We start from the raw sequence: 23256 nt of genomic DNA, 5'->3' as shown, positions 1-23256 counted from the left end.
GAGTCCCGATGTTCAAATCCCTTCTGACCGGCGCCGCCCTCGGCCTCAGCGCCCTGACTATGGCTCTGCCGGCCCATGCCGAATACCCCGAGCGCAGCATCCAGGCGGTCATTCCCTGGGGCGCCGGCGGTGCTACCGACAACGTCATGCGCAGCCTGACGCCCTACGTGGAAAAAGAACTGGGCGGCAAGTTCATCCTCAACAACCGTCCGGGCGGCACCGCCGTGATCGGCAGCACCTTCGTCAAGACCCAGCGCCCTGACGGTTACACCGTCCTGCTCGGTGCAGAGAACCCGCAGCTGTACAAAGTGCTGAAACTGGCCGACTTCGACTACGCCGACTTCTACCCGGTGAGCATCATTGGCCAGAACGTGGTGGTGATCGCCGCCAACGCCGACGCGCCGTTCAACAACATGGCTGAGCTGATGGCTGCCGCCAAGGCCAACCCGGACACCCTGCGCATGGGCTCCACTGGTGCCGGCGGCTTGCCGAGCACCGTCAGCGCGATGATCAACGCTGTGGACGAGCTGAAAGTGCGTGAAGTGACCTTCGGCGGCGACGGCCCCGGCATCACCGCACTGATGGGCAATCATATCGACTTCATGCCGCTGAGCCTGGCCGCCGCGCGCGAGCTGGTACGCAGCGGCAAGCTCAAGGCCCTGGCCGTGTTCGCCACCGAGGAAACCCCGGAACTGCCGGGCGTGGAGCCGATCACCAAGTCGCTGCCGGCCATCGCAGAGTACCTGCCGTGGGGTCCGTTCTGGGGCGCCTTCGTACGCAAGGACACCCCGGATGACGTCAAGCAGAAGCTGGTCGATGCCTACGCCAAGGCCGTGGCCAATCCCGAGTTCCAGGGTTTCCTGAAGAACTTCGGTGCACAGAGCCTGAACCTCAACGGCGCCGAAGCCGAAGAGTTCCTCAAGCGCTGGCAGTCGGTCACCACCTGGTCGATGTACAAGGCCAAGGCCATCGAGATCTCCCCGGACTCGGTCGGCATCGCCAAGCCCTGATTCCCGCCTACGGGTGCCTTCGGCGCCCGCCTTCCTTTCGCCTGCATCGCTACTCAGCGATGCAGGCGAAATGCCTTCGGCGCCAGCCCGGTGCCTCGTTTGAAAAAGCGCGAAAAATAGCCCGGCTCGGAAAAGCCCAGACTGTCCGAGACCTGGCTTACGGTCATGGTGGTGTACACCAGACAACGCTTGGCTTCGAGCAGCAGACGCTGATTGATCAGCTGCAGCGCGGACTGTCCGGCCAATCGCCGGCATAAGGCATTTAGATGCGCAGTGCTGATGCCAAGACGCGACGCGTAATGCTCGATGGGCAGATGCTCGCGAAAGTGCGTTTCGAGCAATTGCACGAATGCCTGCACATGCTCACGCCCTCGCCCATCCGCCGGTTCCTGCGCCTCGCTTCGTGCCAGCTGGCGTCGCGCGACAGCAACCAGCAAGACGCTGATCAGCGACTGCAGCATCAGTTCTCGCGCAGGTTGCAGACGGCCGTACTCCTGACTGATCGACTCGAACAGCGCATCCAGATAACGCCGTTGCTCGTCCACCTCAAAGCACACCGGCGCCTGCAACCACTGCAGGCCCAATGGCTGAGCCAGTTGCTCGACCAGCGGCTGCGCCAGGCTCAGTACGTAGCCTTGAACATCGCAGGAAAAGCGAAAACCGTGGACGCACAGCGCCGGCACGACCTGCAACGAAGCGCGGTCTACCTGGCGTACTTGCCCTTCGATTTCCAGCTCCGCTTCACCCGCCTGCACATAGAGCAACTGCAGCAGATCGCCATGGCGATGCGGTTTGATCTCCCAGCCGTGCAGCTGGCTGCGCTCGGGAATCGATTCGCAGTGAATGAGGTCAGGTGTCGGCCATGCAGCCGTCTCACCGTACAGTTTGAATACCGGTACCGGGGAAGCTTTCGAAGCGATCATGGCGGCGCTTAAATCATCGAAAAGTCCAAGAATATTTTCCGATATTGCCTTCTAACCCAAGGTGCATCCACAAAAAATACAGACCTGAGCCTGTCATCGGCGTAAAGCCGATGACCTACTGGAGAACAATAATGAACACTCAGGTCGCCATCATCGGCGCAGGCCCTTCCGGCCTGCTTCTCGGCCAACTGCTGCACAACGCCGGCATCGACAACATCATTCTCGAACGCCAGAGCCCGGACTATGTACTCGGTCGTATCCGCGCTGGCGTACTCGAGCAGGGCATGGTCGATCTATTGCGCGAAGCCGACGTTGCCGCACGCATGGATCGTGAAGGCCTGCCGCACGACGGCTTCCAGCTGGCCTTCGATGGTCGCTGCGAACGCATCGATCTCAAAGCCCTGACCGGTGGCAAAGGCGTGATGGTCTACGGCCAGACCGAAGTCACCCGCGACCTGATGGAGGCTCGCCAGGCCAGTGGCGCAATCACCCTGTACAACACCAGCCAGGTACAACTGCACGAACTCAAGGGCGAACGCCCTTATCTGACCTTTGAGCACGAAGGCCGCTCCCAGCGTCTGGAGTGCGATTACATCGCAGGCTGCGACGGCTTCCATGGCGTATCGCGGCAATCAATACCGGCTGGTGTGCTCAAGGAATTCGAGCGGGTGTACCCGTTCGGCTGGCTGGGCATTCTGGCCGACACACCCCCGGCGCATGAAGAACTGATCTACGCCAACCATGAGCGCGGCTTCGCCCTGTGCAGCATGCGTTCACCGACACGCACTCGCTATTACGTGCAGGTCGCCGCCGAAGAGAAGGTCGAGGACTGGTCCGACGAGCGCTTCTGGAGCGAACTCAAGCGTCGCCTGCCAGACCAGATTGCCAGTCAGCTGATCACCGGTCCCTCGATCGAGAAGAGCATCGCGCCACTGCGCAGCTTCGTCGTCGAACCGATGCAGTACGGTCGCCTGTTTCTGCTCGGCGATGCCGCGCACATCGTGCCGCCAACCGGTGCCAAGGGGCTCAATCTAGCGGCGAGTGACGTCAGCACCCTCTATCGCATTTTGCTCAAGGTCTATCGGGAAGGCCGCACTGATCTGCTCGAACGCTACTCGGCGATCTGCCTGAGGCGTATCTGGAAAGCCGAGCGTTTCTCCTGGTGGATGACCTCGATGCTGCATCGTTTCCCCGATACCGATGCCTTCAGCCGCCGCATGCAGGAGACCGAACTGGACTACTTCGTCAGTTCCGAAGCCGGCCGCAGAACCATCGCCGAGAACTACGTCGGCCTGCCCTACGAGCCAATCGAACAGGAGTAATGAGCGATATTCGCCCAAGGCCTGCCAAGCAGGCTTCGGGCACACGCAATTCGTTCGTTTATCGCACACTAAGTCGTTAATCGAATTGAATAGCCCCTCGCTAACTCGCACCATGCGAACAGCGAATCCTAGCGGCAGCAGTATTGCAGCCGAGTTTGGCTGTACCTGAGTCGCCTACTAACAATGAATAAGAAAGGACATTTGCGATGCACAAGCTTTCCAAGGCTTTGCTGACGCTGCTTGCCACCAGCGTCATGACCTGGGCCAACGCCGACGAGGCCGAGGTCACCCTCAAGGTTCACCACTTTCTGCCGGCTCACTCGGTGACCCAAGCCGATTTTCTCAAGCCCTGGGCAGAGAAGATCACGGCCGAGTCCAATGGTCGGATCCAGTTTCAGTTCTACCCTTCCATGCAGTTGGGTGGCACCCCGCCGCAATTGATCGACCAGGCGCGTGATGGCGTCGCCGATATCGTCTGGACACTACCTGGTTACACCAGCGGCCGCTTCCCTCTGGCATCGGCATTCGAAATGCCGTTCATGAGCCGCTCTTCCGAAGCCAGCAGCCAGGCCATGTGGGATTTCCTCGAAGCTCACGGGCAGAAGGAGTTCGCCGATGTGCATCTGCTCGCGACTCACCTGACCGATGGGGCACTGCTGCACACGGCGAAAAAGCCGGTGCGCAGCCTGGCCGACTTCCGTGGCCTGAAACTGCGCTCGGCCAACCGCATTTCCACCAAGCTGATCTCCATGCTCGGCGCCACCCCGGTGGCTATGCCGGTGCCGCAGGTGCCGGAAGCACTGTCCAAGGGTGTGGTCGATGGCGCCGTGCTGCCTTGGGACGTGGTCCCGGCGCTTAAACTGCAGGAGCTGGTCAAGTACCACACCGAAATGGCCCCGGGTCAGCCGGCATTGATGCACACCGCCCTGGTGCTGGCGATGAACCCGGCCAAGTACGCCAGCCTGCCCGATGATTTGCGCAAGATCATCGACGATAACAGCGGCCGCGAGATTTCACGTCAGGCCGGCCATATCTGGGACACCAACGTGATCGAGACCGGGCACAAGCTGGCCGAGGCGCGTGGCAACGAGATCTACGTGCTGCCTGCAGAAGAGCAGGCCAAGTGGATGGCCATCGGCCGCAAGCTGGACAACGACTGGATCAAGGAAGTCGAGAGCAAAGGCAACGAGAACGGCGCCGCACTGTTGCAAGAAGTGCGTGACCTGATCGAGAGCTACAACGCCAAGCTGCCGAACTGATCGCTAACCCTCGTTGTCCTGGCCGGCATCTCACATGCCGGCCTTGCGGAGTCGTCTCATGATCGAAAACCCTGCCTTGCCTGGGCAGCCCCAGCGCACGCGCCCACTCGGCCAGCTGCTCGATGTCCTAGCACGCTGGCTGGCCCTGGCTGGTGGTCTGGTGCTGGTCGCTATCACTCTGCTGTCGGCCTACAGCATCACCATGCGCAGCCTGTTCGACGCACCACTGCTCGGCGATGTCGAACTGGTGCAGATGGGCTGTGGCATAGCCGTGGTGAGCTTCCTGCCGCTGTGTCAGCTGCGTCGTAACAATGTCATCGTCGATGCCTTCACCTTGCGCGCCTCGGCTACCACCCGGCGCTATCTCGACACGCTCGGCTGTCTGCTGATGGCCGCCTGCGCGGCACTGCTGGCCTGGCGCTCGGTAATCGGCACGCTGGACACTTATCGCAACGGTGAAGAGTCGATCATCATGGGCATTCCGATGTGGTGGTCGATGACCCCCTTCGCCCCGTCCTTCGCCCTGCTCGCCGTCGTTTCCCTGTACACCGCCTGGCTCGACCAGCGTGGTGAGGGAGGCCAGCAATGAGCAGCGTCGCATTGGGCGGACTCTTCCTCGCCTTCCTCCTGGTTCTGCTGGCCATCCGCATTCCGATCGCCATCGCCATGCTGCTGACCGGTATCGCCGGTTACGTCTCGATCAGTGGCTGGGACCCGCTGCTCAATTACCTGAAGACGGTGGCCTACGCGCGTTACACCGTGTACGACCTGTCGGTGATCCCACTGTTTCTGCTGATGGGTCAGTTCGCCTCGCGTGGCGGCCTGGCTACCGGCCTGTTCCGTGCCGCTGCCGCCATGGTCGGGCACTGGCGCGGTGGCCTGGCGATCTCCGCCATCGGCTCCTGCGCAGCCTTCGGCGCGGTCTGTGGCTCATCGGTGGCGACTGCGGCGACCATGGGGCAGGTGGCCCTACCGGAGCTACGCCGCTACAAGTACTCCAACTCGCTGGCAGTCGGCTGCCTGGCGGCCGGCGGCACCCTGGGCATTCTCATCCCGCCCTCGGTGGTGCTGGTGATCTACGCCATCCTCGCCCAGCAGAACATCTCCACGCTGTTCATGGCCGCCTTCGTACCAGGCATTCTCGCCGTCATCGGCTACATGATCGCCATCGCCATCTATGTGCGCCTGTTCCCGGACTCCGGGCCAGCGCAGGAGCGTTCGAGCTGGAAACAGCGGCTGCAGGCGCAGCGGGGTGTCTGGCCGGTACTGCTGATTTTCCTGATCGTACTCGGTGGCATCTACGGCGGCTGGTTCACCCCTACCGAGGCAGCAGCCATCGGCACCGTGGGCACCGGTTTCTTCGCATTCACGCTGGGCAAGATGCGCCTGGCCGAACTCAAGGAAGTGCTACTGGGTACCGGCATCACCACCGCGATGATCTTCATGATCCTGCTCGGCGCCGATGTGATGAACGCTTTCCTGGCCATCTCGCAGTTGCCCAACTTCATCGCCGAAGCGATCAGCGGTGCAGGTCTGCCGCCCTTCCTGGTGCTGGCCGGGATACTCATCCTGTACCTGATCCTCGGCTGCGTGATGGACACCATGTCGATGATCCTGCTGACCATCCCGATTTTCTTCCCGGTGATCATGGGGCTGGACTTCTATGGTCTGGACCAGACCGAGAAGGCCATCTGGTTCGGCATCCTGGCCCTGATGGTGGTGGAGATCGGCATGGTTACCCCGCCTCTGGGCATGAACGTGTACGTGATTGCTGGCATGGCGCGTGACATTCCCATGCGTGACGCCTTCAGGGGCATCGTGCCGTTCCTGATTTCAGACATCGTGCGCGTGGTCATCCTCGTGCTCTTCCCATCGATCACCCTGTGCCTCGTGCGCTGGCTGACCTGACAGAGGACCCGTAATGCATTCAGGCGAACCTCGCTGAACCCCGAATAACTGCCACCACTCTCCCCGATGTAGAAGCGTATCCGCCGCTACGGAGGGGAGCTTTCAACCTTGAAAAAGGAAACGATAACAATGAAAAAAGCTCTGTACCTCGCTCCAAGTGCAATTGCCGTTGCCATCATGGCCTCCAGCCTCTCGGTCGGAGTCCAGGCCGCCGGCTTTGTCGAAGACGCCAAGGTCACCCTCGGCCTGCGCAATTACTACTTCAACCGCAACTACCTGAACGGCACCGATCCGATGATCGGCCCGGCAACTAATCGCGAGCGTCAGGGCCAGGCCGAGGGCTGGACTCAGAGCTTCATTCTCGATGCCCGTTCCGGCTTCACCGAAGGCACCGTCGGTTTCGGCCTGGATGTGCTCGGCCTTTACAGCATCAAGCTGGACGGCAACCGCGGCGCTGCCAACACCCAACTGATGCCTATTCACGACGACGGCCAGGCTGCTGACCAGTTCGGCCGTACCGCCGTGGCGGCGAAAGCCAAGATTTCCAAGACCGAACTGAAGGTCGGTGAGTGGTTCGCCGTACTGCCGATCCTGCGCGCTGACGATGGCCGCTCGCTGCCACAAACCTTCCAGGGCGCACAGCTGACGTCCAACGAGATCGACGGTCTGACTGTGTACGGTGGCCAGTTCTGGAAGAACAGCCAGCGTAACGATGCCAGTCGCGAAGACATGTCGTTCAACGGCGTAGCAGGCGATGACTTCAACTTCGGTGGTGGTGAGTACCGCTTCAACGGCAACAACACCATGGTCGGCGTCTGGCACGCGCGCCTGGAAGACGTCTACCAGCAGAGCTACGTGCAGCTGACCCACAGCCAACCGGTCGGTGACTGGGTACTGGGTGCCAACCTTGGCTATGTCACCGGCAAGGAAGAAGGCGCGGCCAAGGCCGGCAATCTGGACAACAAGGTCTATCAGGGCGCACTCACTGCCAAGACCGGCAACAACAGTTTCATGGTTGCCTACCAAAAGCTCAGCGGCGACACCAAGTTCATGCGTATCGACGGCGCCAGCGGCGGCACTCTGGTCAACGACGGCTTCACCAACAGCTACGACAACCCGGAAGAACGCTCCTGGCAGATTCGCCATGACTACAACTTCGCCGGCCTCGGCATTCCGGGTCTGACCTTGATGAACCGCTACGTCAGCGGTAGCAACATCGACGTCTACACCAATGGCGTGAAAACCCGCGAGAACGCCGAGGAATGGGGCCGCGAATCCGAGCTGGCCTACACCATCCAGGAAGGCACGCTGAAGAACCTGAGCATCCGCTGGCGTAACTCCGATGTGCGTCGCGACGCGGGCCAGGATCTGCACGAGAACCGTCTGATCATCAACTACCCGCTTTCGCTCCTGTAAGCATCACGCGGCATCGCTGCACAAGTGACTCCTAGTGTTACGGCACGTTCAGCCCGTCCTCGTGACGGGCTTTTTTTTGATGTGCACCTGTTCGAGGAAGTACCACCATGCGCTGGATTATCGAACGCAGTGCCGACCTCAAGGTCGGCCACAAACTCCTGCTGGGTTTCTCGCTGGTCATGCTGCTGACCCTGGCAGTGGCTCTGGGGGGCTGGCGCACCGCCAGCGAGATTCTCGGGCATGCCGGGCAATCGCTGCAGGTCGCGGACCTCAAGCAGCAGATTCTGCAACTGCGCCTGCTGGAAAAGGACTACCTGCTGGCGCCGCTGGCTGGCCATGAGGTGGCAATCACCGAGCAGCACGCACGTATCGCCGCGGACCTGACGGACATCGCCAGCGATACCGAGCAGTTCCAACAACTGCAACGAGGCAACGACGCCTACCTGCAGCAATTCACCCAATTGCGTGCCACCCAGTCTCAAGCCGGCACGGCGCAGACCGGGATGGCGATACGCGCCGATGAGGCGCTGATCCAGTTCGAGATGGTCACTCAGGACCAGTTCAACCTGATCCGCGACCAACTGCTCGACGGCGAAACTGGCGCACAGAACAGTCTCGACCAGGCCGAGGCGGCAGCCCGCCTGAGCCATATGCTGTTGCTACTGCGCCTGGCGGAGGGGCAGTTCATCCGCAGTGCTGACAACGCCGATGCCGACCTCTGGCAAGCGCGGTTCGTGACCATGACCGAGGCGGCGCAGCAACTGCGCACGCAACTGGCAGCCCTGCAGCAGGCCTCCCTGGACGAAGCGCTGCGGGCGCTCGACAGCTACCGCGAATCCTTCGAGCACTACCGCCAGAGTCGTGAGGCAGAGCAGCAACGCCGCAGCCAACTGACCGACCTGGCGCAGGGCATGTTGCAGCAAGGCGGTGATCTGCAGCAGCACCAGCAACGCGTCATGCATGAAGGCAATCGCACGTCGCTGCAGGCTCTTGCCCTGCTTACCGCCGCCGCCTTGCTGCTGGCGCTGCTCGCAAGCTGGCTGATTCGCCGCCTGATCGTCGGGCCGTTGCAGCATTGCCTGCTGCTGGCGCAACAGGTTGCAGCCGGCGACCTCAGTGGTGTTCGCAGCGCCATCCGGCGTGACGAGGTCGGCCAGCTTCTCGGGGCGCTGCACAGCATGCGCGACCACCTGCGCGAACTGATCGAGCAGATAGGCGGCAGCGCCAAGCAGATTGCCGCGGCGGCAGAACAGCTGTCGGCCGTCAGCGAACAGACCCGTGCGGGGGTGCGCGAACAGAGTGAGGAGTCCGGCCAGACCGCCAGCGCCATGCAGCAAATGGTCGCCAGTGTGCAGCAGGTGGCGGGTGACGCCGAGCACGCCTCGCAAGCCGCGCAACAGGCCGAAGCGCAAACCCGCGACGGTGATCGCCAGGTGCGCCAGGTCGTCGAGCAGATCGAGCGCCTGGCCAACGAAGTGGCGCACACCGGGCAGACCGTCGGCCAGGTGCAAGGTGAGAGCCAACGCATCGGCAGCGTGCTGGATGTGATCAAGTCCATCGCCGAGCAGACCAACCTGCTCGCGCTCAACGCCGCCATCGAAGCGGCGCGCGCCGGTGAGCAAGGCCGCGGCTTCGCCGTGGTCGCCGATGAAGTACGCGCCCTGGCGCGTCGCACCCAGGACTCGACTAGCGAGATCGAAGCGCTGATTGCCAGCCTGCAGCATCGCGTGCAACAGGCCGTCGCTCAGACGCAGGCCAGCCAGAGCCTCAGCCAGGATGCAGTGAGCAGCGTCGAGCGGGCCGGCCAGAGTCTCACGCAGATCAATCAGGCCGTTGCGCTGATCGAGCAGATGAACCAGCAGATCGCCAGTGCCGCCGAGCAGCAGAGTGCGGTGGCGATGGAAATCAACCGTAGCCTGGACAACGTGCGCAGCATCGGCGAACAAAGCGCCAACGCGACCGAACAAACTGCACTGTCCAGCGCCGAGCTGGCCAGGCTGGGTGGCGAGTTGCAGCTGCGCATCGGTCGCTTTCGTACCTGAGGGCTGGAGCTGAGCAGCAAGGGTGGACGACGCGCAGCTTGTCCACCATCTCGGCCCATGAGCAAGACGCAATTACTGGCCTTTCGCGGATTGCATCCGCGCTACACCGTCAATAATTGACCGCTAACCGCACGACTTCCCGGGTGAATCATCCGACAGTGCTTGGCGCCTAGACAGTCGACACATAAAATCCAGAACCAAGTTCCAATAAATAACAAATGCGGAGATCTGCCATGTCCAATGCCCTACTCGACTGCGACCTGCTGGTGGTCGGCTCCGGCGCGGCCGGGCTGGCCGCTGCGGTCAGCGCCGCGCACCTGGGCAAACGGGCGATCCTGGTGGAGAAGGACGCGATGCTGGGCGGCGCGACCGCCTGGTCCGGCGGCTGGTTGTGGGCGCCGCGCAACCCGCTGGCCCAGCGTGCCGGCATCATCGAAGACATCGAGCAGCCGCGCACCTACCTGCGCAGCGAGCTGGGCGAGCATTATCGCCCCGAGCTGGTGGACGCCTTTCTGCAGAACTGCCCGGACATGGTGGCCTTCTTCGAGCAGCACACCGCGCTGCAGTTCGTCGATGGCAACGGCATCCCCGACATGCACGGCGACACGCCCGGCGCTGCTACCGGCGGTCATCAGGTGATCGCCGCGCCCTACGATGGCCGCGAGGTGCTCGACCTGTTGCCACGCCTGCGCAAGACCATGCGCGAGACATCCTTCATGGGCATGCCGATCATGGCCGGCGCTGACCTGGCCGCCTTCCTCAACATGACCCGCTCGCCCAAGGCGCTGCTGCACGTGATCCGGCGCTTCACCAGCCACCTCTACCATCTGGCTCGCTATGGCCGGGCCATGCACCTGGTCAATGGCGTGGCGCTGGTCGCCCGCCTGGCCCGCTCGGCGCAGGACCTGGGCGTGCAGATGCTGGAGTCCACGCCCGCGCAGCGCCTAATCATCGAAGACGGCAGCGTATGCGGCGCCGTGGTGCTGCATGCTGGCGAGGAAAAGACTATCCGCGCCAAAGCAGTGGTGCTGGCTGCTGGCGGTTTTCCCAACGATCCGGAGCGGCGCCAGGCGATGTTCCCGCGCGATGCCAGCGGTCACGACAACCTCGCCCTGCCGCCGCTCAGTTGCTCCGGCGACGGTCTGCGCCTGGGCGAATCCGCTGGCGGACGCGTGGCCGACGACCTGCGCTCGCCGGTGGCTTGGGCTCCGGTGTCCAAGGTGCCCTACCCCGACGGCAGCGTCGGTCACTTCCCGCACATCATCGACCGCGGCAAGCCCGGCATCATTGGCGTGCTGCAAAACGGCCAACGTTTCGTCAACGAGGCTGGCGGTTACTACGACTACGTCGATGCCATGCTCAAGGCCATTCCCGAGGATCAGGAAGCCTGCTCCTGGCTGATCTGCGACCACCGCTTCCAGCGCCGTTATGGCCTGGGCTTTGCCCGCCCGGCTCCGGTGCCGCTGTGGCCACATATACGCAATGGCTATCTCAAACGCGGTGACAGCCTCGAAGAACTGGCTGTTGCCTGTGGCATCGACCCGCTTGGGCTGACCACCACCGTCAGCGATTTCAATCGTCATGCGCGCCTGGGCGAAGACCCGCAATTCGGTCGCGGCAGCACGCCCTTCAACCGCCGCAGCGGCGACGCCCAGCACGACGGCCCCAACCCCTGCGTGGCCCCCATCGAGCAGGGGCCGTTCTATGCGGTAAAGGTACAGCCGGGCTGCTTCGGCACCTTCGCCGGTCTACGTACCGATGGGCAGGCGCGGGTGCTGGACGCTGGTGGCCAACCGATACCGGGGCTTTACGCGGCAGGCACCGATATGGCCAGCCCCCTGGGCGGACACTACCCCTCCGGCGGCATCAACCTCGGGCCGGCGCTGACCTTCGGCTATATCGCCGGACGCCACGCCGCTACGCTCTGACGTCCGGCACGCAGGACGAACAGGCATAAAAAAGCGCCGCCCGGATGCGTGGTCCGGGCAGCGCTCCATTGCTCGCGGGATCAGTCCTGCAACGACTCCACACCCAACTCGTCCCACACCGCCTCGGCGAGGTGGAAAGTGGCGTTGGCCGCTGGAATGCCGCAGTAGATGGCGCTCTGCATGATCACTTCCTTGATCTCCTCGCGGCTCACCCCGTTGTTCTTCGCCGCACGCAGATGCAGCGTCAGCTCGCCCTCGCGGTTCATGCCGATCAGCATGGCGATGGTGATCAGGCTGCGGGTATGGCGCGGCAGACCCGGGCGCGTCCAGATATCGCCCCAGGCGTGACGGGTGATCATCTCCTGGAACTCACTGTTGAACGGCGTGAGCTTCTCCAGGCTGCGGTCGACGTGGGCGTCACCGAGCACCGCGCGGCGTACCTGCATTCCGGCTTCGTAGCGTTGTTTTTCGTCCATAGATACATCCTCGAATAGGGGCGTAGGAGCGAGCTCTGCTCGCGAAGCTCTTGCGCTGTTCGTGAGCAGAGCTCGCTCCTACAGAAAAGATGTAGTGTTCAGGCGCGCAGGAAATCCAGTACGCGTTGGCTGAACTCATTACCAGCCTGCACGTTGGACAGGTGCGCGGCATAGAACTCCACCAGTTCAGCGCCAGCGATGCGCGCCTGCATGAAACGGCCGTCCTCGGTGGTGGTGACCGGGTCGCCACTACCGCAGACGATCAGCGTCGGCGTGCGGATGGCGCCCAGTTGCTCGCGGTGGTCGGCATCGCGCACCGCCGCACAGTTGGCCGCGTAGCCTTCGGGCGAAGTCTGCGCCAGCATGCCGACGATGGGCTCGACCTTGCCCGGATTGGCCTCGGCGAAATCGGCGGTGAACCAGCGCGAGATCGACGCATCACGCAAACCGCGCATGGCCTGTTCGCCCTCGGCCAGCACCATCTCGATGCGCGGGTTCCACACCTCTGGCGTACCGATCTTGGCGGCGGTGTTGCACAGCACCAGGCGCTCGATGCGCTCGGGCGCGTTGATGCCCAGCCACTGACCGATGAGCCCCCCCATGGACAGCCCGCAGAAATGCGCCTTGGCGATACCCAACGCATCGAGCAGGGCCAGCACGTCACGACCGTTCTGTTCGATGCTGTACGGGCCTTGGCTCACCAGCGAGGCGCCATGACCACGGGTGTCGTAACGCAGCACCTGGAAGTGCTGGGTGAAGGCCGGGATCTGCGCGTCCCACATGCGCAGGTCGGTGCCCAGCGAGTTGGACAACACCAGCACCGGCGCACCGGCCGGGCCTTCGAGCAGGTAGTTCAAATCGCCATCGGCGAGACGTACGGCAGACATGGATAACTCCTAACGCGAAAATTGCGTGTGTTCGGCAACGGCCCGCTCGACCCAGCGACGAGCCTGACCCAGGTAATGCGCTGCATCGAGCAGGCGATCCAGCTCGGCAGCGGAAAGTTGTGCGCTGACCTCGGCGTTGGCGCCGAGCACGGCGCGCAGGTGGACGCCCTCGCGCACCGCCTGTTTACAGCACTGTTCGATCAGATGATGGGCAGCGTCGCGGCCGATCTTCTGCGCCAGGGCGATGCTTACCGCCTCGGCCAGCACCAGCCCCTGGGTCAGCTCAAGATTGGCGCGCATGCGTGCGGCATCCACTTCCAGCCCCGGCACCACCAGCAGCGCCTGCTGCAGAGCGCCGGAGACCAGGCAGCACAGCTCCGGCAGAGTGTCCCACTCGGCATGCCACAGACCGAGGCTGCGCTCGTGCTCCTGCGGCATGGCGCTGAACATGGTCGCCACCAGGCCCGGCGCGCGGGTGGCGGCGCCGATCAGCACCGCTGCGCTGACCGGATTACGTTTGTGCGGCATGGTCGACGAGCCACCTTTGCCCGGCGCCGACGGCTCGAAGACTTCGCCGGCTTCGGTCTGCATCAGCAGGCTGAGGTCGCGGCCCAGCTTGCCCAGGCTGCCGGCGATCATCCCCAGCAGACTGGCGAATTCCACCAGACGATCACGCTGGGTGTGCCAGGGCTGCTCGGGCAGGGTCAGTTCCAGCTCCTGCGCCAGCGCACCGCTGACCGACCAGCCGGCCTGGCCGAGCGCCGCCAGGCTGCCGGAAGCGCCGCCGAACTGCAGGCTCAGCAGACGCGGTTTGAGTTCGCTCAGGCGCTGGCGATGGCGGGTAACGGCGCCGAGCACACCGGCCAGTTTCATGCCGAGGGTGACCGGCGTGGCCTGCTGCAACCAAGTACGCCCAGCCAGCGGAGTGTCGATATGGCGTTCGGCCTGCGCCGCCAGGGCAGCGGCCAGCTTCGCCAGATCGCTTTCCAGCAGGCCGATGGCAGCGCGCAGTTGCAGCACCAGGCCGCTGTCCATGGCGTCCTGGCTGGTGGCACCGAGGTGCACGTAGCGCTCGGCTTCGGGATTGCTCGCGGCGATGCGCTTGCCCAACGCCTTGACCAGCGGAATGGCGGAATTGCCCGCCGTGGCGATGGCCTGGGCCAGCGCCGGGTAATCGTAGAGTTCGGCCTTGCAAGACGCCTCGATGGGCGCCACGGCCTCGGTAGGGATCAGCCCCACGCGCGCTTCGGCTCGCGCCAGGCCGGCCTCGAAATCGAGCATGCCCTGCACCCGACCGGCGTCGCAGAAGATCGCGCGCATGGCCGGCGCGGTGAAATAGGCATCGAAAAGTTGGTTGCTCACGCGCGCAACGCTCCTGGGAAAAATGTACGGCTAGTGTGGCATCAACCGGCGGCGCCGCGCACGGCACCGTGGGAGGGGTGTAGGGTGGGCCGGGCGGCGATCCGTTTCAGCCCACCAATAGCCGTAGTGGACATGGTGGGCTAAGCGGATCGCCGCCCGGCCCACCCTACGCGCCCGAATTTGCTTCGGTTCACACCCGCTCGATGGCCAGCGCCAGCCCCTGGCCGACGCCCACGCACATGGTTGCCAAACCGAGTTTGCCGCCGGTCTTTTCCAGGTGGTGAACGGCGGTCAGCACCAGGCGGTTGCCGCTCATGCCCAGCGGGTGGCCGAGGGCGATGGCGCCGCCGTTCGGGTTGACCTTGGTGCTGTCGTCCGGCAAACCGAGGTCGCGGGTGACAGCCAGTCCCTGAGCGGCGAAGGCTTCGTTCAGCTCGATCACGTCGAAGGCATTGATGTCCAGGTTCAGGCGGGTCAGCAGCTTGCGCACCGCCGGCACCGGGCCGACGCCCATGATGCGTGGCGCAACGCCGCCGCTGGCCATGCCCAACACCTTGGCGCGCGGTTTGAGGCCGTACTGCTTAACAGCTTCAGCCGAGGCCAGGATCATCGCCGAGGCGCCGTCGTTGAGGCCCGAGGCATTGCCGGCGGTGACGGTCTTGCCTTCGCCATTGACCGGCTTGAGCTTGGCCAGACCTTCGGCGGTGGTATCGGCACGCGGGTGCTCGTCACGGTCGACAACGATCTCGCCCTTCTTGGTCTTGATCACCACCGGGACGATTTCCTCGGCGTAGTAGCCGCTCTCCTGCGCGGCCGCCGCACGCTGCTGGCTGCGCAGGCCGAAGGCATCCTGGTCGGCGCGGCTGACGCCGTAGTCCTCGGCGACGTTGTCACCGGTGACCGGCATCGGGTCGACGCCGTACTGCGTTTTCATCAGCGGGTTGACGAAGCGCCAGCCAAGGGTGGTGTCTTCCAGCTTCTGGCCGCGACCGAAGGCGCTGTCGGCCTTGCCCATCACGTAAGGCGCGCGAGTCATGGACTCGACGCCAGCCGCGATGGTCAGCTCCATCTCGCCCGAGGCGATGGCGCGGAAGGCGGCACCGACCGCTTCCATACCCGAGGCGCACAGGCGGTTGAGGGTCACGCCCGGCACCGTTTCCGGCAGGCCGGCGAGCAGCAGCGCCATGCGGGCGACGTTGCGGTTGTCTTCTCCAGACTGGTTGGCGCAGCCCATGAACACTTCATCGACGGCAGACCAGTCGACCTGCGGATTACGCTCGACCAACGCCTTGAGCGGAATCGCCGCCAGGTCGTCGGCACGCACCGCCGACAGCGCGCCATTGAGGCGGCCGATGGGCGTGCGAATGGCGTCGCAGATGAATACGTCGCGGCTCATTCCTCACCTCCGGCCTGGCCATGGGCGGCAGCGGTGCGCGCTTCCAGGTCACGCAGGGCGGCCAGCTCCTCAGCTTTTGGCGCCTCGGTAGTGGTCAGGTTGTCGGCGAAGCGAATCTGCCAGCCGGTGTTCTCAATCACCTGCTCGCGGGTCACGCCCGGGTGCAGCGAGGTGACGATGAATTCGTTGGTGCCGGCTTCCGGTTCCATGATGCACAGGTCGGTGATGATCGCCACCGGGCCGTCGCCCGGCAGCCCCAGGCGCTTGCGATGATCGCCGCCTTCGCCGTGGCCGACCGAGGTAATGAAGGCCAGCTTGTCGACGAAGGTGCGATGGCCCTGCTTGAGGATGATCAGCACCTTCTTCGCGCTGCCGGCAATTTCCGGCGCGCCACCGGCACCCGGCAGGCGCACTTTCGGGTTGTGATAGTCACCGATCACGGTGGTGTTGATGTTGCCGTACTTGTCGACCTGAGCCGCGCCGAGGAAGCCGACGTCGATGCGCCCGCCCTGCAGCCAGTAGCGGAAGATTTCGCCGGTCGGCACCACGGTGTCAGCGGTTTCGGCCAGCTCGCCGTCACCGATGGACAGCGGCAGAACGCTCGGCTTGGCGCCAATCGGGCCGGACTCATAGATCAGTACCACTTCCGGGGCGTGGGTCAGGCGCGCCAGGTTGGCGGCCTTGGACGGCAGGCCGATGCCGACGAAGCAGACGCTGCCATTGCCGAGGCGGCGTGCGGCGGCCACGGTCATCATTTCATTGGTGTTGAACGCGCTCATCACTTGGCCTCCCCATTCACTTTCGCCTGGTACTGCGCAAAATCCTCGGTGCCACGGATGTACTCATCGATCCAGGCGGTGAAGGTGTCGCGGTCACGGGCAATCGGATCCCAGGCCTGATAGAAGCGGTTGTCGCGCTCGTAGTAGCCATGGGCGTAGGACGGATGGGCACCACCGGGCACCACGCAGACCGCGCTGATGGCCCAGGTCGGCAGCACACAGGCGTTCATCGGCGCCTGCAGGTCGTCGACGATTTCCTCGACGGTGACGATGCAGCGCTTGGCCGCCAGGGCGGCTTCCTTCTGCACACCCAGGATGCCCTGGATCAGCACATTGCCCTTGCGGTCGGCCTTCTGCGCATGGATCACGGTGACGTCCGGGCGCACGCTGGGGATCGCGGCCAGCTTCTCGCCGCTGAACGGGCAATCGATGAACTTGATCTCCGGGTTGACCTTGACCAGATCGGAACCCTGGTAGCCGCGCAGCACGGCGAACGGCAGGTTGGAGGCACCGGCCACGTAGGCGTTGGCCATGGCGGCGTGGCTGTGCTCGCTGATTTCCAGCTTGTGCGGCCAGTGCTTCTCGACCGCGTCGCGCAGGCGGTGCAGCGAACCGACACCGGGGTTACCGCCCCAGGAGAAGGTCAGCTTGCGCGCGCAACCGGCGCCGATCAGCAGGTCATAGACCAGGTCCGGGGTCATGCGCACCAGGTGCAGGTCTTTCTTGCCCTGGCGGATGATCTCGTGGGCAGCGGCAGTGGGAATCAGGTGGGTGAAGCCTTCGAGGGCGACGCAATCGCCGTCCTGGACATGGCGCGAAATGGCGTCGCGCAGGGTGATGATGTCGGCCATCGTATTGTTCTCGTCAGGTTGCAGGCGCCACCGAAGCGAGCGCGGTGGATACCTGCCACATTAAAAACTGACCCTGACGAGAACAATCCGATAATCGCCATAGCGGGCGATTATCGAACACCTTCGAACGTTTACACCGCGCGGAACAACTGCCCGCTCAACTCTCGACTAGCCGACAGCATCAACGGCAGATAACGCTTTTCCAACTCAGCGGCCGGAACGCGAGCAGCGTGGGTGCTGATGTTCATCGCTGCCAGCACGTGGCCGGCGGAGTCATACACCGGCACCGCCAGCGAACGCAGCCCCTGCTCCAACTCCTGGTCGACGATGCACCAGCCCTGGTGACGTACGCGCTGCAGGCACTCCCATAGCGCGTCGGGGGTGTGCAGGGTACGGCTGGTCTTGGGCTGCATCTCGGCGTGGGCCAGATAGTCCTGCAACTGATCGTCATCCAGCGCGGCGAGCAGGATGCGGCCCATGGAGGTGCAGTAGGCCGGCAGGCGGCTGCCGACGCTCAGGTCCACCGAGATCAGCCGTTGCGGAATGGCCGAACGGGCGATGTAGAGCACCTGCTCGCCTTCCAGCGTGGCCAGGTTGCAGGCTTCGTGCAGTTGCTCACTGAGGCGGTCGAGGAAGGGCTGCGCGGATACCGCCAGCGGCGTCGACGACAGGTAGGCGTGGCCCAGGGTGAGGACCTTGGGCAGCAGCGAATAGGTACGCCCGTCGGTGGTCACGTAGCCCAACTTCATCAGGCTGTAGAGACAGCGGCGCACGGCAGCACGAGGAATCTCGGTGCGGTGGCTGATCTGCGCGATGGTCAGGTGGCGCTTGCGCTCCTGGAACGCGTTGATCACCGCCAGGCCACGCGCCAGGGAAGTCATGAAGTTGGGGTCGCCAGCGAACTCTTCGATACGCTTGGCCGGCGATACGTAGGGCGGCGGTGCAAGACTGGTAAGCGGCGGACGGGTTTCGCTCATGATGACTCCGAAACGGCGATGAACAGCACTTGGCGATTATCGAACCCTCGTGCGGTAATCGCAAACATGCTGAGCAACATAGCGAACGACACTTGTGTAGCACGGATGCAATCTGCAGCCATCGTGTCGGTCATTCCCGGATTTCATCCGGGCTACGAGGCTCAATGCCCTTGCCGCTGCCCAGCCCCAGCCGTTACGGTCAGGTACCCCTCAGGGCGCGGGCGGGGTTCGCCACTGCTTACGCGAGCAGCCCGCGGAATTCGATGAAGCCGATCAGCGCACTGATAGTGAAGAACGCCAGCACGGTCGCCCCGACCAGCGCCGCCGCGCAACGCTCCTCCAGGCCGAAACGCTGGCCCATGATCGGGTAGATGCTCAGCATCGGCGCGCTGGCGAACAGCACCCCGGCCACCAGCATGTGCGGCTCGATACCCGGCATCAGCATCAGCGCGGTGAACACCGCCAGCGGGTGCAACAGCAGCTTGGCCAGGCTGATTTGCGCTACCTCGCGCCACACACCATTGGCCTTCATGCCGTAGAGGGTACCGCCGATGACGAACAGCGCCACCGGCGCCGAGGCACTGGCCAGCATGTCGATGGGCCGGCTCAGCAGGGTCGGCAGATCGATCCCCAGCAACGAGACAACCAGGCCAAAACTGATGCCGATGATGATCGGATGCTTCAGCAGGCGCTTGAGGGTTTCACCCAGCACCGCCCACTTGGACTGAGCCTGCTGCTGTCCGCTCTCGGCAAGCATCAGCGCCAGGGGGATCATCAGCAGGTTCTCCACCAGCATGCCCAGGGCCAGCGCCACGGCGGCCTGCTCGCCCAGCACCGTGAGCGCGATCGGGTAGCCGATGAAACCGCTGTTGGACACCGACACGCCCAGGGCCATGATCGCGCTGCGCGACACGCCCTGCCGGCGCAACCAGAAGGCCACGGCAAAACCGATGGCGAAGATCGCCAGCGAGCCCAGGGCATAGGCGCCCATGTACGGCACGTTGAGCACCTCACTCAGCGGCCGCTTGGCCAGGGCGTTGAACACCAGGGCGGGCAAGGCGAAGGTGATGACGAAGGTGCCCATGCCGCGCAGTTGTTCGCGGTTGACCAGACCACCACGTACCGACACGAAACCCAGACCGATCAGGATGAAAATCGGTGCGGTAATGCTGAGTACGGCTAACACGCGACGCAGTTCTCCACAGAGCTGGACAGTTGCTGTAAACGGCTGCGGGCGCGGCTGAAATCGCTGGCGCCGATATCGGCGCACACCTGCTCCAGGCTCGACTCGCTGGCGAGCAGCAGGACCACCCCACTGTCGTAGGCAACATCGATGAAGTTGATCACCCGCTGCTGCACATCCAGTGACAGCCGATGCAGCGGCGGAACGTTACTGACGGCGACGCAAGCGAGATGTTCGCACAACCACAGGTAATCCGCGGTCGATGACGGCACCTCGAACAGCGCCGAAAAATCCAGCCAGATCCCATGCCCGCTTCGCCCCCGCAGGGCGAACGAGCGGCGGTTCAGTTGCAGCTCGCCGCCCTCGCCCGCCACGATCTGCAAGGCGCGGCACAACAGGCTGTCGGCCCGCTCGGCAGGCGCCTGGATGAAGCGCCCCCAATCGTGGCGGGTGCGCTGGCGATAGTCTTCGCCGGCGTCCAGTTCAAGCACCTGACAATGGCGCTGCAGCAACGCGATGAACGGCCTGAAGCGTGCATGATAGAGCGGGTTCGGGCACAGCCCGGCCGGCGCGAAATTGGACGTGAACACCAACGCCACGCCTTCACGCAGCAGGCATTCGAGCAGACGCCCGAGGAGAATGGCGTCGCCGATGTCGTGCACATGGAATTCATCGAAGCATAGCAGACGCGCCTCCCCGGCCAGGTCAGTGGCGACCCGGGCCAGCGGCTCGGGCTGGCCGCTGTAAGCGTTCAGGCGCTGTTGCAGCTCCTGGAGAAAACCGTGCACATGTACCCGGCGCTTGTTCGCCAGGGGCGCGGCGGCGAACAGGCAATCCATGACGAAGCTCTTGCCGCGCCCGACACCGCCCCACAGGTAAATACCCGCAGCCGGACGCCGCCAGCGCCGCTTGGGCGCCAGCTGCGCGCCCAGCCAGTCGGCGAGTTGGGCGATGGCCCGCTGCTGGGCGGGGTCGGCGCGAAAGCCCCGGGCCGCCAGCTCGCGGTCGAAGTGACGGCGCACCGCCTCGGCGGGCGTCACCGGGTCAGAAGTCAAAGAACACTGTCTCGCCGTCCCCCTGGATACGGATATCGAAACGGTAGGCCGGCTTGCCCTCGACTTCGCAGCGTTTGGCGATCAGCGTCTCGCGGCGCTGCGGCTGCTCGATCAGGTTCAGCACCGGGTCCTTGGCGTTGGCCTCGGCCTCATCCTCGAAATACAGGCGAGTATTGAGGTGGATGTTGATGCCCCGAGCGAACAGCGCGACGTTGACGTGCGGCGCCATCGGCACGCCGGCGGCGTTTTTCACTACACCCGGTTTGACCGTGTAGGCGAACCATTCGCTGCCGGCATCGAAGGTGGTGGCGGTACGGCCGAAGCCGTTGAACGGCTTGGACTGGTCATAATCCTCGTCGTAGTGGCCTTGATGATCGGCCTGCCACAGCTCGAGGAAGGCATCGCGCACCAGGTGGCCGTTACCGTCATAGACATGACCGGCCAGCACGATGTGCTCGCCCGGGGCTTCAGGGCGCGCCATCTGGTTCCAGATTTCCTGTTCGCGGGTCGGGTTACCCGCGGCAGCCAGGGCCAGGCCGATATGGACGTAGGGGCCGGCGGTTTGCGAAGGGGTTTCCGGTAGCAGTTCAACAGGCATGGTCATCCCTCCTTACTTATTCTCGAAATGGGTTTTGCGCTGGCCGCGCAGCACGATGTCGAAGCGGTAGGCCAGACAATCCATCGGATTGGCCGTGCTCATGTCGAGCTTGGCGATCAGCGTCTGCACCGCGTCCGGGTTGGCGATCGCCTTGACGATCGGGCACAGCGGGATCAGCGGATCGCCCTCGAAATACAGCTGGGTGATCAGGCGCGTGGAGATCGACGGGCCATTGAGCGAAAAGTGGATGTGCGCCGGACGCCAGTCGTTGGGGTTGTTGCGCCACGGATAGGGGCCGGGCTTGATGGTGCGGAAGATGTAGCGGCCTTCGCTGTCGGTCAGCGCGCGGCCGACACCACCGAAGTTGGGATCGAGCGGCGCCAGGTAGCGGTCGTTCTTGTGGCGGTAGCGGCCGCCGGCGTTGGCCTGCCACATCTCCACCAGGGTATGCGGGATCGGCTTGCCGTACTGGTCCATGACCCGGCCGGAGACGATGATGCGCTCGCCGATGGGCAGCCCACCGTTGTTGAAGTTGAGCAGCAGATCGTTGTCGTGCTCGGCGAACTTCAGGTGCGAGAAATCCGGACCAGTGGTTTCGGAAATAGACTGCGGAATGCTTACCAGCGCCTGGCGCGGTGAACGGGCGATGGAAGTCTTGTAATCGGGGGTGAAGGCTTTCGGATGCCAGTTGCGGTCGCGAATGGCAAAGCGGCGGTTGTCCTCGGCAGGCATGGTGCACTCCTGTTATGGCTATTGTGGAGTTTTCCCAGGGTGCTGGTTCCCCGGGGAGTTGGCGCAGTCTCGGCCAAACCTGCCTAGATGAACATTGAAAAGACGCCGTCAAAACATAACCAGATGGTTATGGAAAATCGCCCTCGCGGTAGGCCTGCGCCACCTCGCGCAGCACATCGCAGAAGCGCTCCCCCGCCAGTGACAGACCCAGCGCACTGTTACGGCATATGCCTACCGAGCCACCAGGCTCACGCACCGGCAGTTGCAACTCGACCAGCTCGCCGCGTCGCACGTCCAGGCATACGGCGTCCTGCGGCGCCACCCATAGCGCATCGCTGCACAGGACGTAGCGCCGACTCAAGGCCGGCGAGAGGGTTTCCAGACGCTGCCGCGAAGGCGTCACCCCGCATTGCACGAACAGGCTGTCGGCATGCTTGCGGATGGTGGTGCCGGTGGTCGGCAATACCAATGGGTAATCACCCAACCGCCCCAGCGCCTCCTCATCGGCAGCCAGCAACGGATGATCTGGGCGCACCACAAGGGTCATCGACTCGCTGTACAGGTGCTCGAACGTCAGGCCCTGGATGTCCGGACTGTCGGTCATGCGGCCGATCACCAGATCCAGCTCGCCGACGCGTAACTGACTCAAGAGATAGGCCCCAGGCCCGGTGGCGACGCTGACCACCAGCGCCGCATGACGTTGGTGCAGGCGCCCGACCACCTCGGGAATCAGCAGGCTCTCGACGGTAGACAGCACGCCCACGCGCACCTGCCCAGCCTCGTGCTCGCCTTCGCGCAGGCTGTTCACGCCATCACGCAGCGCCTGCACGCAGGGGCCGGCGTAACGCATGAAGGCCACCCCGGCAGCGGTCAGACTCACCCCGCTCTTGCCCCGCTCGAACAGACTGGCCTCGAGGATCTCCTCCAGCTCCTTGAGCGTCTTGGAAATCGCTGGCTGGCTCACCGCCAGGGCATCGGCCGCCTTGGCGAAACTGCGCTGGCGGGCGATCTCGAGAAAGCACAGCAGGTGACGGAATTTGATACGGGTGTCGATGTTCATCGCGGGTACCGAATACAGGTGCTGCGATGATGCCGCAAAGCATAGGCCTGGCACAGACGACAATTGGCAGGTTCGTCACTTTAGTCGCACTT

At 63.9% G+C, this 23256-nt stretch carries 21 protein-coding genes and 1 pseudogene; 9 read left to right on the top strand and 13 right to left on the bottom strand.

What is annotated here, in order from left to right:
- Nucleotides 1–8 precede the first annotated feature (8 nt).
- Nucleotides 9–1010 (top strand): tripartite tricarboxylate transporter substrate binding protein, encoded by a 1002-nt coding sequence (locus CXP40_RS08935; RefSeq protein WP_074856962.1) that lies wholly within the window; start codon nt 9–11, stop codon nt 1008–1010.
- Between the two features lie 53 nt (nt 1011–1063).
- Here the strand turns inward: CXP40_RS08935 and CXP40_RS08930 are convergent, their stop codons facing one another.
- A complete protein-coding gene (locus tag CXP40_RS08930) occupies nt 1064–1933 on the bottom strand; it encodes a helix-turn-helix domain-containing protein (protein WP_106733449.1) in 870 nt (289 codons plus the stop codon).
- Nucleotides 1934–2064: 131 nt separating this feature from the next.
- On the opposite strand from CXP40_RS08930, the gene pobA reads away from it, so the two are divergent.
- From pobA to CXP40_RS08895, 8 genes and pseudogenes are all read left to right on the top strand, one after another.
- Nucleotides 2065–3255 carry a 4-hydroxybenzoate 3-monooxygenase gene (gene pobA / locus CXP40_RS08925; protein WP_106733448.1) on the top strand — a complete coding sequence of 397 codons (1191 nt, stop codon included), beginning with the start codon at nt 2065–2067 and terminating at the stop codon, nt 3253–3255.
- Between the two features lie 206 nt (nt 3256–3461).
- Nucleotides 3462–4514 carry a TRAP transporter substrate-binding protein gene (locus CXP40_RS08920; RefSeq protein WP_099526321.1) on the top strand — a complete coding sequence of 351 codons (1053 nt, stop codon included), beginning with the start codon at nt 3462–3464 and terminating at the stop codon, nt 4512–4514.
- A 58-nt stretch (nt 4515–4572) separates the two neighbouring features.
- Nucleotides 4573–5103, top strand: coding sequence for a TRAP transporter small permease (locus CXP40_RS08915; protein WP_106733447.1), 531 nt, complete (start codon nt 4573–4575; stop codon nt 5101–5103).
- A complete protein-coding gene (locus CXP40_RS08910) occupies nt 5100–6422 on the top strand; it encodes a TRAP transporter large permease (protein WP_106733446.1) in 1323 nt (440 codons plus the stop codon). Before CXP40_RS08915 ends, CXP40_RS08910 begins: the two co-directional genes overlap by 4 nt.
- A gap of 129 nt (nt 6423–6551) precedes the next feature.
- The gene (locus CXP40_RS08905; RefSeq protein WP_106733445.1) at nt 6552–7838 is read left to right on the top strand and encodes an OprD family porin; all 1287 of its coding nucleotides are present in this window, start codon (nt 6552–6554) and stop codon (nt 7836–7838) included.
- A gap of 107 nt (nt 7839–7945) precedes the next feature.
- Nucleotides 7946–9025, top strand: a pseudogene (locus tag CXP40_RS24230) (methyl-accepting chemotaxis protein); the annotation flags it as partial.
- Nucleotides 9017–9880 (top strand): methyl-accepting chemotaxis protein, encoded by an 864-nt coding sequence (locus CXP40_RS24225; RefSeq protein WP_371916943.1) that lies wholly within the window; start codon nt 9017–9019, stop codon nt 9878–9880. The pseudogene CXP40_RS24230 and the gene CXP40_RS24225, both read left to right, overlap by 9 nt.
- A gap of 233 nt (nt 9881–10113) precedes the next feature.
- Entirely contained in the window at nt 10114–11808 is a 1695-nt protein-coding gene (locus CXP40_RS08895; protein ID WP_106733443.1) for an FAD-dependent oxidoreductase, read from the top strand.
- A gap of 80 nt (nt 11809–11888) precedes the next feature.
- Here the strand turns inward: CXP40_RS08895 and pcaC are convergent, their stop codons facing one another.
- From pcaC to pcaQ, 12 genes are all read right to left on the bottom strand, one after another.
- On the bottom strand, nt 11889–12284 hold the full coding sequence (gene pcaC / locus CXP40_RS08890; RefSeq protein ID WP_074856978.1) for a 4-carboxymuconolactone decarboxylase: 396 nt from the start codon (nt 12282–12284) through the stop codon (nt 11889–11891).
- 98 nt (nt 12285–12382) lie between these two features.
- Complete coding sequence (gene pcaD, locus CXP40_RS08885; RefSeq protein WP_106733442.1) at nt 12383–13171, bottom strand: 3-oxoadipate enol-lactonase; 789 nt, start codon at nt 13169–13171, stop codon at nt 12383–12385.
- A gap of 9 nt (nt 13172–13180) precedes the next feature.
- Nucleotides 13181–14533, bottom strand: coding sequence for a 3-carboxy-cis,cis-muconate cycloisomerase (locus CXP40_RS08880; RefSeq protein ID WP_106733441.1), 1353 nt, complete (start codon nt 14531–14533; stop codon nt 13181–13183).
- A 190-nt stretch (nt 14534–14723) separates the two neighbouring features.
- Entirely contained in the window at nt 14724–15929 is a 1206-nt protein-coding gene (pcaF, locus tag CXP40_RS08875; protein WP_106733440.1) for a 3-oxoadipyl-CoA thiolase, read from the bottom strand.
- Nucleotides 15926–16708, bottom strand: coding sequence for a CoA-transferase subunit beta (locus CXP40_RS08870; RefSeq protein ID WP_106733439.1), 783 nt, complete (start codon nt 16706–16708; stop codon nt 15926–15928). The genes pcaF and CXP40_RS08870 overlap by 4 nt, the downstream gene beginning before the upstream one ends.
- Entirely contained in the window at nt 16708–17559 is an 852-nt protein-coding gene (locus CXP40_RS08865; RefSeq protein WP_106733438.1) for a CoA transferase subunit A, read from the bottom strand. The genes CXP40_RS08870 and CXP40_RS08865 overlap by 1 nt, the downstream gene beginning before the upstream one ends.
- Before the next feature lie 131 nt (nt 17560–17690).
- Entirely contained in the window at nt 17691–18536 is an 846-nt protein-coding gene (locus CXP40_RS08860) for an IclR family transcriptional regulator (RefSeq protein WP_099526311.1), read from the bottom strand.
- Nucleotides 18537–18774: 238 nt separating this feature from the next.
- A complete protein-coding gene (locus CXP40_RS08855) occupies nt 18775–19722 on the bottom strand; it encodes an AEC family transporter (RefSeq protein WP_106733437.1) in 948 nt (315 codons plus the stop codon).
- Nucleotides 19716–20759, bottom strand: coding sequence for a cell division protein ZapE (zapE, locus tag CXP40_RS08850; RefSeq protein WP_106733436.1), 1044 nt, complete (start codon nt 20757–20759; stop codon nt 19716–19718). The genes CXP40_RS08855 and zapE overlap by 7 nt, the downstream gene beginning before the upstream one ends.
- 4 nt (nt 20760–20763) lie before the next feature.
- The gene (gene pcaG / locus CXP40_RS08845; RefSeq protein WP_106733435.1) at nt 20764–21372 is read right to left on the bottom strand and encodes a protocatechuate 3,4-dioxygenase subunit alpha; all 609 of its coding nucleotides are present in this window, start codon (nt 21370–21372) and stop codon (nt 20764–20766) included.
- Nucleotides 21373–21384: 12 nt separating this feature from the next.
- Nucleotides 21385–22104 carry a protocatechuate 3,4-dioxygenase subunit beta gene (gene pcaH, locus CXP40_RS08840; RefSeq protein ID WP_106733434.1) on the bottom strand — a complete coding sequence of 240 codons (720 nt, stop codon included), beginning with the start codon at nt 22102–22104 and terminating at the stop codon, nt 21385–21387.
- Nucleotides 22105–22231: 127 nt separating this feature from the next.
- Entirely contained in the window at nt 22232–23164 is a 933-nt protein-coding gene (gene pcaQ, locus CXP40_RS08835) for a pca operon transcription factor PcaQ (protein ID WP_106733433.1), read from the bottom strand.
- Nucleotides 23165–23256: the final 92 nt, after the last annotated feature.

It is taken from the genome of Pseudomonas sp. YY-1, assembly GCF_002843095.1.
Classification (GTDB): domain Bacteria; phylum Pseudomonadota; class Gammaproteobacteria; order Pseudomonadales; family Pseudomonadaceae; genus Aquipseudomonas; species Aquipseudomonas sediminis_A.
This window is presented reverse-complemented; position numbering and strand designations above follow the sequence as displayed.

What these genes read in the sequence shown, in the direction of transcription:
- CXP40_RS08905 (WP_106733445.1), top strand. Translation starts at nt 6,552, where the DNA reads ATGAAAAAAGCTCTGTACCTCGCTCCAAGTGCAATTGCCGTTGCCATC.
- CXP40_RS08860 (WP_099526311.1), bottom strand. Translation starts at nt 18,536, where the DNA reads ATGAGCGAAACCCGTCCGCCGCTTACCAGTCTTGCACCGCCGCCCTAC.
- pcaQ (WP_106733433.1), bottom strand. Translation starts at nt 23,164, where the DNA reads ATGAACATCGACACCCGTATCAAATTCCGTCACCTGCTGTGCTTTCTC.
- pobA (WP_106733448.1), top strand. Translation starts at nt 2,065, where the DNA reads ATGAACACTCAGGTCGCCATCATCGGCGCAGGCCCTTCCGGCCTGCTT.
- CXP40_RS08930 (WP_106733449.1), bottom strand. Translation starts at nt 1,933, where the DNA reads ATGATCGCTTCGAAAGCTTCCCCGGTACCGGTATTCAAACTGTACGGT.
- pcaD (WP_106733442.1), bottom strand. Translation starts at nt 13,171, where the DNA reads ATGTCTGCCGTACGTCTCGCCGATGGCGATTTGAACTACCTGCTCGAA.
- CXP40_RS08910 (WP_106733446.1), top strand. Translation starts at nt 5,100, where the DNA reads ATGAGCAGCGTCGCATTGGGCGGACTCTTCCTCGCCTTCCTCCTGGTT.
- CXP40_RS08935 (WP_074856962.1), top strand. Translation starts at nt 9, where the DNA reads ATGTTCAAATCCCTTCTGACCGGCGCCGCCCTCGGCCTCAGCGCCCTG.
- pcaC (WP_074856978.1), bottom strand. Translation starts at nt 12,284, where the DNA reads ATGGACGAAAAACAACGCTACGAAGCCGGAATGCAGGTACGCCGCGCG.
- pcaF (WP_106733440.1), bottom strand. Translation starts at nt 15,929, where the DNA reads ATGAGCCGCGACGTATTCATCTGCGACGCCATTCGCACGCCCATCGGC.
- CXP40_RS08895 (WP_106733443.1), top strand. Translation starts at nt 10,114, where the DNA reads ATGTCCAATGCCCTACTCGACTGCGACCTGCTGGTGGTCGGCTCCGGC.
- CXP40_RS08870 (WP_106733439.1), bottom strand. Translation starts at nt 16,708, where the DNA reads ATGAGCGCGTTCAACACCAATGAAATGATGACCGTGGCCGCCGCACGC.
- CXP40_RS08915 (WP_106733447.1), top strand. Translation starts at nt 4,573, where the DNA reads ATGATCGAAAACCCTGCCTTGCCTGGGCAGCCCCAGCGCACGCGCCCA.
- pcaH (WP_106733434.1), bottom strand. Translation starts at nt 22,104, where the DNA reads ATGCCTGCCGAGGACAACCGCCGCTTTGCCATTCGCGACCGCAACTGG.
- CXP40_RS24225 (WP_371916943.1), top strand. Translation starts at nt 9,017, where the DNA reads ATGCGCGACCACCTGCGCGAACTGATCGAGCAGATAGGCGGCAGCGCC.
- CXP40_RS08920 (WP_099526321.1), top strand. Translation starts at nt 3,462, where the DNA reads ATGCACAAGCTTTCCAAGGCTTTGCTGACGCTGCTTGCCACCAGCGTC.
- pcaG (WP_106733435.1), bottom strand. Translation starts at nt 21,372, where the DNA reads ATGCCTGTTGAACTGCTACCGGAAACCCCTTCGCAAACCGCCGGCCCC.
- CXP40_RS08865 (WP_106733438.1), bottom strand. Translation starts at nt 17,559, where the DNA reads ATGGCCGACATCATCACCCTGCGCGACGCCATTTCGCGCCATGTCCAG.